Origin of the sequence: Maledivibacter sp., from assembly GCA_025210375.1 — a bacterium.
Lineage (GTDB): Bacteria > Bacillota > Clostridia > Peptostreptococcales > Caminicellaceae > JAOASB01.
The window spans coordinates 12,530-28,754 of the sequence record JAOASB010000050.1 but is presented as its reverse complement, the minus strand read 5'-3'; the positions used below and the strand labels follow the sequence as shown (position 1 = coordinate 28,754).

The window sequence follows — 16,225 nt, the reverse complement described above, 5'->3', positions numbered from 1 at the left end:
TTTATAATTTAATTAAGCTACATTAGCATTTTCCACTAAAAAGTCAATTGTTTTTCTAACTTTAATAGTATTCTTAATATACCCAAAGTTTTCTTCTTTAAAAGATTCTTTTAATTTTTCAACAGTTGTTTTATGACTTTCTGCCATTTTTTCAAATTCTTGTTCTAAATCCTCATCATTTGCTTCGATTTTTTCTGATTCACCAATAGCTCCTAAAGTTAAAGACGTTTTCACTCTATTGTATGCATCATCTCTCATTTGTTTTCTTAAATCTTCAATTTTACTGTTAGTAAATTGTAGATATTTTTCTAAATCTAATCCTTGGTATCTTAGTTGGAAATCAAAATCTCTAAGCATATTGTCTATTTCAGTCTCAACCATAGCCTCTGGAATTTCAACTTCAATAGCTTCTACTACTTTGTCTAATACCTTTTCTCTTAATTCCTTTTCTGCTTTATCCTTAGCACTTTCTTCCATTTTCTTTTTTGTATCATTCTTTAGTTCATCTAATGTATCAAATTCACTTACATCTTTAGCAAATTCATCATCTAATTCAGGTAATTCTTTAAATTTAATCTCGTTAACTTTAACATTGAAAACGGCATCTTTCCCTGCTAAGTTTTCTGCATGATATTCCTCAGGGAAAGTAACCTTAACTTCTACTTCATCCCCAATATTTGCACCAATTAATTGCTCTTCAAAACCTGGAATAAATGATTTTGATCCAATAACTAAAGTTTGGTTTTCAGCAGTTCCACCTTCAAATTGCTCATCACCAACAAATCCCTTGTAGTCGATGATAACATTGTCATCGTTTTGTACAGGTCTATCTTCAATATTGACTAATCTTGAGTTTTGATCCCTCATTTTTTCTATTTCGTTGTCTACATCCTCGTCAGTTACATTATACTCAATTTTTTCTACTTCTATACCTTTATACTCCCCTAATTTAACTTCTGGCTTTACTGTTACAGAAGCTGTAAAAACTAAATCCTTATCCTTTTCAATGTTCTCAATATCTATATCCGGTCTATCAACAGGTTCTAAATTATGCTCCTCAACAGCTCTATCGTATTTTTCTGGAAGTACTATATTTATAGCGTCCTCATAGAAAACTCCTTCTCCATATTGCATTTCGATTACTTTTCTAGGTGCCTTTCCTTTTCTAAATCCAGGAATGTTGAATCTTTTTCTGTTCTTTAAATATGATTGATGAACAGCTTTATTAAACTCTTCAGCACTTACGTTAATTTGTAAAGTAACCTTATTATTTTCCTTTTTTACTATTGTTGAATCCATTATTATTTTTTCCTCCTTATTGTATTTTAATATTTCCATTATTAACTAAAAACACTAAGTTTAAACTATTATAACCACTTAATTATACCATAAAACATTATATGCATAATACCATAGTTGTATAATTTTTTTAGTTTAATTATTTAGAACACACTAATAAATCTACATTTTGATCTCTTGAATAGACAACTTTTTAAGGATATTCGAGGAATGAAAATGTAAAAGCTTTATTGAGTTTCTATATTTAAAAGACCAATGGATTTCCATTGGTCTAAAGTACCTTTAATATCATCATAGATATTATATCACTATAAAGTTTATTGTAAATACTTTTTTGCCTTATTTCTCAATTTTGATTCCATAATCATGTTTCTACAGAAGTTCTTTTAATATTTTAGATATTATCTCATAGGAAAATCCTCTTCTTTGGAGATAGGAGCCCAATTTTCTATATACAGCTTGTCTTTCTTCTCCTTTGTATGCTTTGACTTTTTTCTTTGCTTGCTGGAGGGCAGCATTATATTGTTTTTCAAAATTTAATTCATCTTCTAATATGTTAGTTATTATATCATCGCCAACGCCTTTTCTAGAAAGCTCCATCTTTATTCTACTTTTACCATACTTTTTTGCTTTTGCCTTAGTATATTCTTTAGCAAAGTCCATATCATCTACAAGACTGTATTCCCTTAACCATCCTATGGTCTTATCAATCACTTCTCCTTCATAACCCTTTTGTTTCATTCTATCATTTATTTCTTTTTCGCTTCTTTGTCTATAGGATAACAGCTTGATTGCATAATCATTTGCTTTTTTTTGTTCTTCTGTTTTTATTATTTTTTCTATAAAATCTTCATCTATAAGCTTGCCTTTTTCTAAATTTAATTTATATACTATATCTTTATGTACCCCAAGGGCATATTTATCATTTATATATATGGATATTCTGTTGCTATTCCTCTTTTGAATCTCCAGTTTAGTAATCTCAAACTCCTTTTTCGACAATATGATATCCTCTCCTTCTATATTTACAACCCCATTGCAACTAAAATAAGTAGTTAACTGCCTCTTTAAACTGACTGTACATTTTAAACTCTTGAAGCTCTTTTAAACTATCGACTAAGCTGTGATAGTACCACTTTTGTTTTCCATAGGGTGCATTAAATCTATCCCATAGTCTATCTCCCATATCATCATAGCCCTTAATCATACTCCTTATATTGCTAAGCTTGTCTGCACAGGCAATCATCTTTACATCCCTTGGAGCATTTTTTAAATGCTCTATTGTATGGAGCTTTCTATCATGCCAAGGAGTGTTTTCCCTATCATCCAGTTCCTCAGAGGCTCCTAAAACCAGCTCCAGTATCCTATCTCCAAATATGTCCCTTATCTCTTCCTTGGTAAGCTCTGTATCTTCTAGGGTATCATGTAGTATCCCGGCTGCAATTACTTCTTCACTGGCACTATTTTCCTGTAAAATGAGAGCTACTTCAAAGGGATGGACTATATATGGGATTTTCGTTACCTTTCTGTACTGGGTACTATGAGCCTTCGCTGCTTCTTCTATTGCTTTATTTATTAGATAGTTAAATTTTTTCATAATTTATATACCTCTTTCTTTACAATCTAAACCACCCTAGGCATATGGAAAAAGTGAACAAGTCGAGTCAGAAAATAATAAAAGGAACTAGTAAGATGACTAGTTTATTTTTTATATTTGCCCTGTTCTCTATCATACAATATTATATTATTCACAAAAATACAAGAGTATTAACAAAATCTTCTGAACAAGCTTTTCTGGTTCCAATTTTTAGTTCCCTTACAATACGTTTTAAAAATATATAAAAACTAAGGAAGTATAACCCCCTTAGTTTTCATCTCATTAATATACCACACTTATCCAGACATCACATCCATTATATATATTTATTATTGTAACCAGGTCCTTAGCTCAAGGTATTTTTCTTCAGCATCCCTGTAGCCTAATTCATATAGTTCTTTAACTCTTGTAGTATTTCTATCAAATGTTTTTAGCTTCAAATATCTGCTTGGTCTTATAATAAAAACTTTTTTTTCAGTTTCAAGTTCTTTTATATAGTCAATAGTTTCATGATATAATGTATGACAATCTAGGATTGATTTTACTAAATCCCTATAGTCTGGATACATTCTATTGGCCAGTCTTTTCATTTTGAAAGCTTTCTGTGTATATCCATCTTCATTAGTTAAAACTATTACATTTCTATTATTTCCATCCTTTATTGATTTTTTTATGGGTATAGGATCTGATATGCCTCCATCCAAAAGATTCATATCTTCAAATCCCACGGTTTTTGTTACAAAGGGTACACTACTAGATGCTTTTATGGCTGTAATGATGTCATTACAGTTATCCACATCTATATATACGGGATTTCCATTATTACAATCGGTGGCGGCAATAATAAATTTGTTATCGCAATTAGCTATTTCGTCAAGATCAAAGGGGTCTAGTGTATTTGGTACTTTATCAAATATGAAATCCATATCTACTATACTCCCCTTGGTTAATAGGTTTTTATAGCTTATGTATTTATTATTACTTATATAATCTATACAAATTTTCTTTCCAAATCCTCTTTTTCCTGTAATATATGCTATTGCATTGCACGCCCCAGCCGAGACAGCTATAATATATGAAAAATACAAATCTTTATCCATAAAAAAATCTAGTACTCCTGAAGTATATACTCCCCTCATCCCTCCACCTTGTAATACTAATCCTACACTTTTCATAAAATCACCCTATTTTTTTATTTCATTCAGTATAAATTTTTTGTACTATTTACTCGTTATATTCCACTAAGCCCATGTTAAATAATGGGTATATTTTAACCCCGTTGTAAATTTCAAAAAAATAGAGTAATATTTATAAATAAGTCTTGATTTTCGATTGAGCAAATTGCATAATTACTTTCTGTGAAAACCATCTGCTACATGTAGTTTTAAAATTCTTAAAGCTATACCATCAAATATGCTTATATCTTAAGCAATTAAATATAGGATGATATTCGCATATGCAATTGTGCCAAGTAAGAGTTATGCAATTTCCTCGATTAATGCTTTAGAAATAAAAGGACACAGCAAAGTTTTAAATTTTCTATGAATAATTTAGACTAGGTCAAAAGGAGATTATGTATGTCACAAAGGGATAGAATAGATTGTTTTAAATGTAAGTATTTTTATATAACATGGGATCAAAACAGTCCAAGGGGTTGTAGATATTTTGGCTTTAAGACCAGTCTGATACCATCAATTGCGGTTCTTAGAAGCTCGGGGAAAAAATGTGGAGCCTTTGCAGTGAAAAGCAAAAACCTATAAAAAAGGATTATAAATGGAAAAAACTACATTATGTATTTTAGTATATACTCCACATTATCGTCCATAATATATAGTGTCGGGGACATAACGGTTGAGCGAAGATCTATATATGCTCTATAATCTAGGGTGTATATGGGTCGACCAAAGATTGTTTACTGGTCTAGTATGGCTGGTATCCAGTCGGAGGGAAGATTTTATATGGTTGGGAAAGGTTGTATTATGGTCGTACTTTTGTATTATTATAATAGGATCCCAACCTATCATATAGGGTCGAGCGAAGATTCTGCATGGTGTCGATGTAGTATATTGGTAATACATTATACTGCCAATGATCCTATCTGGTCGAAAGATTGCATAGGGTTGTTAAGATATGATGCAGGGTCGAACAAACCATCATTACGGGTAGTGATTTGCTTGGGCCGAGTCGAAAGATTTTGTTTAGGTAATAAGTTATCTTTAATGGTGCGAGTAAGATCGTTATGTTCTCGATCTATTCCTTTACTTTATCAAAAACAAAAGCGTCCTAAGACGCTGTTTTTCTTTATAAACTAGCAAATGAAAATATCATACCTGAAAACAATCCAAAAATCATAATAGCCGCTATAGCTATTGCTACAGTTTTTTTCATTTTGGGGTTCATATTATTCCACCTTCCTTATTGTCAAAAAGAATAATTACATTATATCAAAAAAACAATCTAGAACGTAGCATATTATAAAATTTTTTATGATTGTAATGAAAAAAAACCGGGTTTCCCCGGTATATTCTAGAAAATTATCAAAATTTGATTTGTTAGTTTTGATTTAAAGCTTTTATTATTACCGTTGCAGCCTCCCCACGGGTAACATATTTTTTAGGTTTAAATGTTTTATCTGGATATCCATTTATTATATTATTATTGTATGTTTTTTCAACCGATGCCTTTGCCCAATCGGCTATTTCATTCCAGTCTTTGAAGTCTTGTTTATTAGATTGATTTTGGTTTTCAATGATTCTTGAGATTATTACTGCCATCTGTTCTCTAGTGATGAAATCATTAGGTCCAAAACTATTCTCATTATATCCCTTTACTATTCCTCCAGCAGCAGCCATATCTATATATTCTCTAGCCCAATGATTTTTGGTATCACTATAAACTATCCCCTTCTTATCCTTTAAATCGAAAGCTTTTGATATTATAGATACAAATTCTCCCCTAGTTATGTTTTTATCAGGTCTGAAATATCCATCGGGATATCCACTGACAGCACCCTTTAGAACTAATTGTTCTATATACTCCTTGGCCCACATTCCTTCTATATCCTTAAAGCTTATATTTTTCATTATTGGATTCTGTTCCTTCACAATAGCAAATGTACTAAATCTGTCTACAGTAACCTTTATTCCAATGGGATTGCCCCTTTGATCATATGAGATATTTCCTTTTTTGTATTCTATATCTCCATCACTGTGAACCACTAGAACCCTTAGTTTATCTAAATACTTCCTTAGTTCCATGCCCCTTTCTAATAATAGCTCTCCATCTAAGGGAACATATACATCGGTATTCATATTGATATCAGCCTTAATTTCTATAGGACTCCCAATTATTTTAACATCCCGCTGTATTTTTTTAATCCCTTCTATATCCCCTAAACTAATCTCTAAATTGATATCTTTACCATTATCATTATATTTTTTTATCAATTCCTTACTTAGCTTAAGCTTTACCTTGTTTATATTTATACTTATATTTCTATCATCAAAATGGGATAATAAATTATTTGGTATCCTTATATTACTTACATCAGAGTCCTTAGCTTCATATACCATATCAATATCTTGTTTAGTAGAATTTTTTAGCAGGTCGATTACATCTTTATTTACTGTATATGTAATCCTTTGTCTTCCTTTATCCAATTTAATAACCTTTTTATCATAATACTTTTTGGATTTTGGTTTATGTTTTTTCTTTTGAACATAATTATTTTCTTTATCTACCGGTGCGTTACTGTCTTTATCAACTTTTATATAGGATAATTCGCTTTCTATACCCCTAACTGTTTGGGATACATAATAACCCCTATCACCATCTATATTTTTAAATATATAATCATTTGAAGCATCCATCACATTAACAGCTTTTATGAGATTTTCATTTATATCGTACAATTTCAATCCAGCTAATCCCTCAACCCCCATTACTTTAATACCATTATCCCGATTACTTAACTTTACCTTTTCCGGGGCTACTATTACCTTTCTCACCTTGACTTGTGAAGCCACCCCTTCTTCGCTGGTACAATAATAATATATTTCATTCGAACCCACAATCGACGTGTCAATTTCATCCCCCGTTACTTCAATTCTCTTTGATATATCTGTCTCTCCATCGTATGCCTTAGCACCTGGGTCTGTAAATGTATCTCCCCTTGTTATCCTCATCTCAGTATCTCCACTTAGCACTACAAAGGGTGGATCAGTTACCTCTACTGTACACTGAGCCTGTAATATACCGTCTTCTGTCTTGGCAGTAATAACCCCAGTGCCTTTGTTAATTCCTTTAACCCTTCCATTTTGATCTACATGGGCTATAGAGGGATTATCGATACTCCATATAACCTTTTTGTACTCTGAATCCATGGGGGAAAATACTTCGATCAATGTTTCTGTAGTATTTACTCCTAATTTTAAATTTGATTTATTAAGCTTGAGGGACTTAGGTACAAGGGCTTCTTTCTTTTCTATTGGTTTCTCATTATACCCATAAATATTATTAGAATAATCGTAATCATCGGTATCAGAATCTACTATAAAGTCTAATTTTGCAAAGCCTTCATTAAAATCACTATCCTTCGGTGTCCACTCAATACTCTTTTCAATCTGTGCCATTGGAGTTATGTCCCCTAGATGTACTGTATCGATTAATCTTCTTTCCTCCTTTCCCTCTACATATAATTCCAATAATGAATTTTCAGCTATTACACTACCATTATTATTGATTTTTACATACAGCTTTCTTTTATCCTGCAATGTTCTAGTTTTTATATCTGAAATTTCGAGATCAGGTTTAACAATATTTGAAGCTGCTATATTATTTGATCTATCCCTATCCATCTTTCTATTCTTAGGATCTACTATTATATATATATTATGGTTTTTCTGTTCTATTGGTATATTCCAGTCGGTAGATACAATTTTATCTTCTTTACCACCTAATATATCAGTTATTTCTACCGTATCTATTAGTATTCCTCCATCTTCTGGATCACCATCATAGAATGAAACTTCGATATTTTTCTGCACAAATTCCCCTAGATTTTGTAATAATGCAGATATAGTTATATTGTTTCCCGGCATAGGATTATCGTTAGAAAAACTAATACTTGCCCCATTGATAGCTAAATCGTTTCCTATTTCATAGCTTGCGTATTTTAAATCGGTTCTTCCGGCTTCTATCCCTCCAGCTTTTTCAACTAATTCAACACAGTCATATAAAGCCATTATATCCCCTTTATCATTCAAGGAAGCGTCAAAATAACGACTAATCTTACTCCCAGCATCTCCTTCAAGTTTTTCACTATTTGTGTCTGTAATTTCTAGCTTTTGACTCCATATATTACTTTCTGGGTCAAATACTGAAGTGAATATTTTCCCAGAGCCCTCTGTCCATGCTAGGGTCATTATACCCTTATTATTTTGAGATATTTCAAATCCGATTCCTTTACTAACATTTTCGACGGCGACTTCAATATCCTTTGTTTCAAAATCTCTAACATAAACGATTTTCCCATCTTGATTCCAGAACAAAACAGGTTTATTTTCATAATATATAACCCTAGGATTTGTGTCCGATACTCCATTACTGGTTATACTGATGGGTTCACTCCACTGCCCTTTAGCTTCTTCCCCAGTATCATCATAGGTTATTATGTTTATTTCCTTATCAATTGATGTAATGAAGTCTAAATCTTTATCAGCTTCATATGCATAGATAGCCCTGTACCCATCATAGGCTAAAGAACCCTTTGAAAGGGACCCTTCATTTGATATAACTGTCTGTGGTTCACTCCACTGATTTCCATCCCATTTTGAAAACATTATATCTATGTACTTAGGGTCAGCATTTAAAATATCTGCTATGGTATTTAAGCTGCTTAAATCATCCTTTTTATATTTACTCCAGACTACCATACCCCTTGATCCATCAAAGGAAATACTAGGCACTCCATCATAATACAGGTCATCGGTTAAAGCTATGGTATTATTCCATTGATTTGCTTCAGATTTAGAAGGTACTTCAAAGGTACTTGCTTTGATTTCTGTATTAGCCATAAAATCCTTTATTGTGGCAGTATCATCTAATTCCTTTGATGTGTTTTGCCAAACTGCCGCCCCTCCCCTTGAGGTCATTGCTAAATCAGCGTTAAAATCAGCAGTATTGTCATTGTTTATCTGAATAGGTTCCGACCAATTTTCTTCATCAAATATGGAATAAACAACTGCTGTTCTATTCATATCCGAACGCTCTTTAATATCATCTATCCAGACACCTAGGTATCCATCCTCTAGCTCTACAACCTTAGGTTTAGCATCACCAAAAACATCCTTTGAAATAATATCCCCATCTTCATCAGTCCTTAATGCTCTAAACATCATACTATTATTTGAACCCGTTCTTTCCATAGGCTTTAAATCCCATAGCTTTACTTCATTCATTTCATTGAAATCTAGGGCGAAATTAGTATTTCTAACTCTGTCTATCTCTTCAAAGGCCGATGCAAAATAATCGGATTCCATACTTCTTGCCATGGCAGGGCTACTTTCATTTTTATCCGATGTACCCTTTTTTATCGTATCCTCCCATGTATGTTCAAAGACTTTTTCCCTTGCTTTAAAAAATAAAAATCTTACTTCTCCACCCAACTCCATAATCATTTTGAAGAAAATATCTGTCCCATCTTTTTGGAATTTAAAATCCACAGAGGGCTCTATTTTTCCATATATACCTACACCTACATACTCGCTACCTAATCCTGCATATATATTTCCTGTGAGTGTAGGGGTTATACGTCCAATCAACTTCAATTTCTTTTCACTATAATCAAAGTCAAGGGCGGCTTCTAGCTTGCCGATTATCTCACCCTCTACATATACGGGTACACATACTATTACAAATTGTTTTCCTTTTTTAAAGCTTGCTTCACCTACTAAAGCCATACTGCCTTCATGGAACTTCCACTCTGCATTTTTATCATCCCATTTTAAAGTAAGGCTTCCACTAACCAGTAGTTCTGCACCCTTATCACTATTACTTTTGCCAATAGAAAACTTCGACTTGCTATTTACTGTTTTCTTGACTTGATCCTTTATTTTCTTTAATTCACTTCTAAGCGACTCCAGCCTTTCCTTGCCTGAATTAGAACCAAATTGTTTATCCTTGATACCCTTTCCTATTTCCATCTTCATGGTACCATTACTCTCTTTTTTCACTTCAATATTTACACTGGAAAATTTTAAAGCAATGGATAAATTATTTAAGAATTCAAAATCATCCGGTGTACTGGGAGACTCCACTGAGGGTAGTTGTTCCTCAGCTACAAGCCCCTCTGCGTTGGCTATTCCAGATCTCTCTATTAATACTATCTTAACTTCTACTGGCTTTGTAGTTGTACCAACCTCTGTTACACCCTGAATAAAAAGCCTGTCGCCTATTTTCCAATCCTTTCCTTTTTCAATCCTCTGATTTATGATTGCATTGTTGTAAGCTCCCACGGGATGATCTATTACATTAGTCGTATCTCCATTACCATTTTTAAATATGTATTGTACTTTTTTAGGCCTATGTCCATTCCAATTCATATGTAGCCTCGTATTTATATCCTTTCCTTTACTTAGCACATACTCCCTATCATATGTATCGATGACATCAAGATACCTACGATACTTTAATTTATCTGATTCTATTTCCATATTAAATTCATATAGCATTGGATCTTTAACCCCTGTATCATAGGCTAAAAATACATCATATACTGTTTCTGTATCCAATTCTGTATTGATCAATGTTCTAGATAAGCTCATGACCGGATGCTCCACTTCTATTGTATATTCATCACCTTGTTCTAAACCTTCAATCCTATATTGACCTTCTTCATTGGTACGTGTGGTTTTCACAAGCTTATCGTATTTATATACAGAAACCTCTACTCCATTCAAAGTTTTTTTAGACTCCGCATGATATACGGTTCCCGAAAGATTAGTATATCCTTGGAATACATAATAATTGGTATTGATATTTTCTATATACCTATACCTATTGTAAGTAGGAATATTTGATAAGTCAGGCTCAAATTCGGTATCCATTTTGTAATCCAAATTATAGGTACCATTAATAAATCCTTTTTCTGGAACCTGTACTTTATACTGAGCCTCACCCTTTTCATCGGTTTTAACTATTGTTTTTATTACATCATTATTGGGCTTCTTTTCCGTGACTACTATTGGTATATTGGCATAGGGATAGTCTTTGTTAATATCTGCTACCTTTATATTCCAAATACTCTCTTCACTTGGAAGAAGCTTTACTAAAGAGGGTTTATCAATACTCATGGTTGGAATATTACTATTTTTTATAGTATATCTCGCCACTGTTTTTTCTGTCCTAATCCTATCATCAGGGTCTACTTCATAATGTATCTCAAAATACTCATCATCCTCTGGTAATCTATCATCAACTATATTGATAATAGGCCAACAATCCTTATAATAGTTACTTTCTTTCTCATAATAATTCTTATATGGCTTTACATCAATTATTCCTTCCTTTGATTTTACTGTGAAGTCTTCGCCTTCCTTTGCAGTTCCATCTATTATTTTATATTTTACCTTTATGGTCTTATTACTATCAAGGAGTTCCTTGCTTCCTCCTATATCTACATATATAGGATATCCATAATTTTCATGGACATCCCAATCATCATAAAACTCTAATTTCCCCAAGGGTTCTTCTTGTAGTCTAATTCTTATATCCTTATTAAAGCTCATATTTTTATCATTGGAGTAATAATGGATCATACCAATGAGTATATCGTCATATCCATCTATTTTTTTTGCTTTAAGGGTCACAGTTTTTTCGGTTTCATCGGGTTCAAAGACGATTTTATTTGTATCTATGGTTATATAATCCGTATCCCATGTTAGAAACATCTCATTTCTACATTCTACATATCCTTCCCTCAAAAAAGTAATATCAAGGGTACCGTCTTCTGATTCTACAGCATTATAAAAGGATTTTATTGAACTGATTTCCCCATCCCTTTCATTTATGGTGAAGGCCGCCTTGTTATTATCTCCTATATATGTATTTACAGAACTATTGCAAACACTTTTGATTATCAAGTTTATGGTTTCTGTACCCTCAAAACTAGCATCATCTTTACTCTTAATCCTTATAACCTTTTCACTTTCTCCGGTGCTAAAACTTATCCTAGAATTCGACTTGTTTTCATCATCGATATAAAAATCACAAGGATTGTACCTGTAGTCTGCATCAAATTCTAAATCAACGTCTGCACCACAGTTCAAATATCCTGTTCTTCTAAGCACAAGCTGTATTTCCTTTTCATCCTCTTCATATACTGTATTATTATACCTTCCATCGAATTCTATCTTACTTGCAATGTCAACACAAACTTTATCCTTGCCCTCTATTATTATATTGGGTGAAGGAGCTTTAAGTCTTATGGCTACAGCTTTACTTGACACCTTCCCTATATCCATATCTATATCTACAATTTCATTGGAGTAGTTTAACTTTATATCCTTTTTTTCTTTATAATGATCCCCTACTAAGGGATTCCCCTTCTCGTCTACTTCTTCACATTCAATAATAACAGGTATACTTTCTTCAAAATAGTTTTTACTTTTTATTAAAACCTTTAATCGTTTTATATTAGGATTATATGTAACACCTTTAAGCTCAATTCTTACAACCTCATCCCCGGCTAGGCTATCATCATCAGTAATATTTACTGTCATTTCGCCTATGCCCTTTATTTTCACATTTTCTTTGGCGTCGGTGATTTTAAGCTTAAAGGATTCTTTATCCTCAAATGAATTGTCATCCAATATATTTAATTTGATGGATTTTCTTGTTTCGCCCTTAGAAAATATTAGGGTTCCTTTTACTGATTCATAATCCTTGCCCTTTTCTGCACTTATGTCCTGAGTCTCGTAATTGATCCAAACCTCCTGATCAACAGCCCCCGATCTGTTGACAACCACTTCTACATCCTTTGAGCCTTCATAACATCCCCAACTATTACCGTCAAATTCAACGGTATTGTCTTTATCATATACTTCTACGTAGGCTGTACTAGCTTCAAATTTGCCCTCATCCCTATTTTTTATTTTCAATGTAAAGGACTCCATGGCTTCATCTAAATCATCTTCCATTATTTCCATAGATATTGTTACTTCTTTTTCCCCTTCGTGAAAAAATACAGATGAATCATAAAAATTATAATCCCCATAATTAACAAAATCACTACCTGCTGTGGGTTCAATAACTATGTCTAAGTTGAAATGATCATCGAGATTTCCTGTACGAAGGATTTTGAATTTTGCCGGTTTCTTATACCCTCCCTCATAGAATTTGTATTCTGTTTTTTCAAAGGAAAAAAATGTTCTCTTTTCGTCATTATCTTCAATATATATATTCTTGATGGGATTTTCACCTAGGATAGCTCCACCCGTTGGTTCCTTTAGCTCTATGGTCATTAATTCTTTCTTTTCATGCCTAGAATCATCTATTATTTTTATCTTAATTTTTTTCTCAGTTTCCCCGGCTTTAAAGGTTATAGTTCCACGACTATACTCAAAGTCTATATTAGGAGATGCTTGTGGAGAACCTGTTTCAAAATCAACTGTTACTTCGCCATCCCCTACACCGCTGCGATGTACGGTAAATTCAATTTCACCTGCATCTTCCTGTACAGAATAATCCCCTGCACTGAATGACAGGCTTATGGGTGATGCTTTTTCAACAGTAGTCAGCTCCTCGCCTAGGGACATCTCTTCTGTATCATTTTCTAAATTTTCATCTTCTGAACTATTATCTTCTAGATCATTATCCTTTAAATCATTATTTTCTAGTTTATCATTATCCCTTATTTCTATTCTACAATCGCTCTTGAATCCCCCATTACTTTCCAATAGGATATTTATTTCTTCCGTAGCTTCTACCTCATCATCATCTATTATCCTTAATGAAATCTCCTTAGACATTTCTCCACCATCAAAGGTTATACTTTTACTATCTAAGCTATAATCTTCTCCCTCTGTACAGGTACCATTGAAGGTCAGTTCTAGGTTTTTTTCCTCCCCTACCTTCAATCTTTTTATTACTATATTGATTTCTCCATCATCTTCACTTACAGTTTGGCTCTTGCTTTCAAAAAAGATTACATCGGAGTCATTTAATATATCTACTTCTGTGTCAAACTGATTTAGATCAATAACCTCCGTATTTTGAGTTCCATCTTGAGCCTCCTCTGATGTTTCAGCGTATGAATTGATACTGCCCATATAAAATATAGGGTTTATAATTGCATTAAATAAAGTGAAGAAAGTAATAATCCAGCTGCATATTTTCGATTTTGTCTTCATAAGTTATCCCCCTTTAAAATTTGGTTTTAAAACGCCACTCTATACATTACTTTTTTAGATATATGTACGCAAAAATATTGTCATTTTTGCTCAAATGTTGTATTATATACTCATTATAGCATAGGCCAAGAGGTTTCAAGCATTTGCTTTACTAATTCAATTATCTAAAAAACTAATAGAAGGTGAATTATGACTATAAAACAATTAACTTATTTAATAGAAATACAAAAAACAAGTTCCTTCACTGGAGCTGCAAAGAATCTTTATGTATCACAAGGCGTAATTAGTCAGTCAATCAAGGATCTTGAAAGGGAACTTGGTTTTAAAATCTTTAATAGAACAAGTAAAAAGCTTGAGATAACAAAGCAGGGTTATCTGGTACTATGCGAAGCAAAAAAAATACTAAATACTGTGAAGAATATAAAGACCATCAAAAGAATCAATACTATCAACTCACTTAAAATAAAGACCTTTGATTTTTCACCTATTCTAGATGCCTTTAATGCATTTGCTAAAAAATATGAAAGCACAAAAAATACCCACCTATCTTTAAAAATAAGTGAGTATAACGAAATCATTAGTGGAGTGTTAGAAGAAGAATGTGACCTTGGTATATTGATTTTTCCCTACGACTCCAAATATGGTAAAGGTAAATATTTAGATGATGATCTATTTGAGATAATTCCCCTAAGTATACAGCAAATATATGTTAAGTTAAGACAAAACCATCCGGCACTTGAGAAAGCTAATCCTTTAAACGAGCTGAAAAACTATAAGCTTGTTCACTTTAGAAATGAATCCTATTATCCAAATACGGCAAATGAAAAGCTTTTTATTGATTCCAACAATAGTATCTATATCAACGATAAGGAAGCCAGATACAAGCTTGTATCATCCACAAACGCATATATGATGGGCATGACCCAAAGTGCATATTATAAAGAAAAATATAATCTACATGAGATTGAAATAGATAAGCATATGGTAGAAATTATATGCTTTCATAGGAAGAACAAAGCTCTAAGCAATTATACAAGTGAGTTTATAGATTTACTGTCCCATAAAATTGCATCATTCTTGAAAACGTAAAATATCTATCAATATTGTAGTTGCTATGGATAGCATAGGTATCATTATAAAATTAGTCAATATTCTGGCTGGCAGAAAAACAAACATACCTTTACCAAACAGTATTGATAGTAAAAAGGTATTCAAAAACACCGATGTAATAATTCTAGAAACATTTATACAAAAATATATCTTTTGAAATGATGTAAGGGAGTTTTTCCTTTTAAATATTTTTGTAGCCATCACGGGAAGAAAAATAAATATTATGATCACAATAAATAATAAAATAGTAACCAATATATTTTGAGAAAAAAGAATACCCTTAATATAAAAAATACTTAGCAAGCAAGCAGAAACAAATAATATAAAAATCGTATTTATTTTATAAAAGTCTATGATTCCTTTTTCTGTATATTTATAAATCAAGGCGGGAATCATTCCCACCAATCCGGCAGAAATAGCGAAAAAGAATCCAAGACCAGGAAGAAACGCTCCTGCCCCATTGGATATAAAGGAGCCTATGTAGTCGGATACAAAGCCACAGATAAAACCAGCAAGGGGGCCATATAGAATCCCCGCCAGAAATAAAGGAACATGGGAAAAACTAATCTTGATAGTGGGAAAACCCGCAATAGGTAGCATAACGCCTAAGAATCTAGATAAAATAATATTCAGTGCTATAAGTAAACTTATTCTTGTTAATATTCTAGTTGAAAACAATCTAGCTTTAGTTGAAATGTCATTTTTCATAAAAAACCTCTATGTATATATTTTTTGCAACAGATTATTTCTATTATACAGTTATAGTTTGTTCTTTTCAAGGTTGTTTAGCCACTAAAATACCTCCCACTGG

At 32.5% G+C, this 16,225-nt stretch carries 8 protein-coding genes; 2 read left to right on the top strand and 6 right to left on the bottom strand.

Annotated elements, in window-relative coordinates; translation table 11 throughout:
- Positions 1-12 precede the first annotated feature (12 nt).
- From tig to N4A68_17100, 4 genes are all read right to left on the bottom strand, one after another.
- Positions 13-1,299, bottom strand: a complete 1,287-nt coding sequence (gene tig, locus N4A68_17115; protein MCT4566014.1) for a trigger factor — start codon at positions 1,297-1,299, stop codon at positions 13-15.
- Positions 1,300-1,671: 372 nt separating this feature from the next.
- A complete protein-coding gene (locus N4A68_17110) occupies positions 1,672-2,301 on the bottom strand; it encodes a RecX family transcriptional regulator (protein ID MCT4566013.1) in 630 nt (209 codons plus the stop codon).
- A 40-nt stretch (positions 2,302-2,341) separates the two neighbouring features.
- Positions 2,342-2,896, bottom strand: coding sequence for an HD domain-containing protein (locus N4A68_17105; GenBank protein ID MCT4566012.1), 555 nt, complete (start codon positions 2,894-2,896; stop codon positions 2,342-2,344).
- Between the two features lie 329 nt (positions 2,897-3,225).
- The gene (locus N4A68_17100) at positions 3,226-4,071 is read right to left on the bottom strand and encodes a patatin family protein (protein ID MCT4566011.1); all 846 of its coding nucleotides are present in this window, start codon (positions 4,069-4,071) and stop codon (positions 3,226-3,228) included.
- A gap of 402 nt (positions 4,072-4,473) precedes the next feature.
- Here N4A68_17100 and N4A68_17095 point away from each other — a divergent pair, with 402 nt between their 5' ends.
- Positions 4,474-4,656 carry a uracil-DNA glycosylase gene (locus N4A68_17095; GenBank protein ID MCT4566010.1) on the top strand — a complete coding sequence of 61 codons (183 nt, stop codon included), beginning with the start codon at positions 4,474-4,476 and terminating at the stop codon, positions 4,654-4,656.
- Between the two features lie 792 nt (positions 4,657-5,448).
- Here the strand turns inward: N4A68_17095 and N4A68_17090 are convergent.
- Positions 5,449-14,304 carry an S-layer homology domain-containing protein gene (locus N4A68_17090; GenBank protein MCT4566009.1) on the bottom strand — a complete coding sequence of 2,952 codons (8,856 nt, stop codon included), beginning with the start codon at positions 14,302-14,304 and terminating at the stop codon, positions 5,449-5,451.
- A 189-nt stretch (positions 14,305-14,493) separates the two neighbouring features.
- On the opposite strand from N4A68_17090, the gene N4A68_17085 reads away from it, so the two are divergent.
- Positions 14,494-15,393 carry a LysR family transcriptional regulator gene (locus tag N4A68_17085; protein ID MCT4566008.1) on the top strand — a complete coding sequence of 300 codons (900 nt, stop codon included), beginning with the start codon at positions 14,494-14,496 and terminating at the stop codon, positions 15,391-15,393.
- On the opposite strand, the gene N4A68_17080 is transcribed toward N4A68_17085, so the two are convergent.
- Positions 15,376-16,122, bottom strand: a complete 747-nt coding sequence (locus tag N4A68_17080) for a folate family ECF transporter S component (GenBank protein ID MCT4566007.1) — start codon at positions 16,120-16,122, stop codon at positions 15,376-15,378. The two genes, N4A68_17085 and N4A68_17080, sit on opposite strands and share 18 nt — an antisense overlap.
- Positions 16,123-16,225 lie beyond the last annotated feature (103 nt).

Coding starts and splice junctions, on each gene's coding strand:
- N4A68_17095 (MCT4566010.1), top strand. CDS start 4,474: ATGTCACAAAGGGATAGAATAGATTGTTTTAAATGTAAGTATTTTTAT.
- N4A68_17080 (MCT4566007.1), bottom strand. CDS start 16,122: ATGAAAAATGACATTTCAACTAAAGCTAGATTGTTTTCAACTAGAATA.
- N4A68_17090 (MCT4566009.1), bottom strand. CDS start 14,304: ATGAAGACAAAATCGAAAATATGCAGCTGGATTATTACTTTCTTCACT.
- N4A68_17100 (MCT4566011.1), bottom strand. CDS start 4,071: ATGAAAAGTGTAGGATTAGTATTACAAGGTGGAGGGATGAGGGGAGTA.
- N4A68_17105 (MCT4566012.1), bottom strand. CDS start 2,896: ATGAAAAAATTTAACTATCTAATAAATAAAGCAATAGAAGAAGCAGCG.
- N4A68_17085 (MCT4566008.1), top strand. CDS start 14,494: ATGACTATAAAACAATTAACTTATTTAATAGAAATACAAAAAACAAGT.
- tig (MCT4566014.1), bottom strand. CDS start 1,299: ATGGATTCAACAATAGTAAAAAAGGAAAATAATAAGGTTACTTTACAA.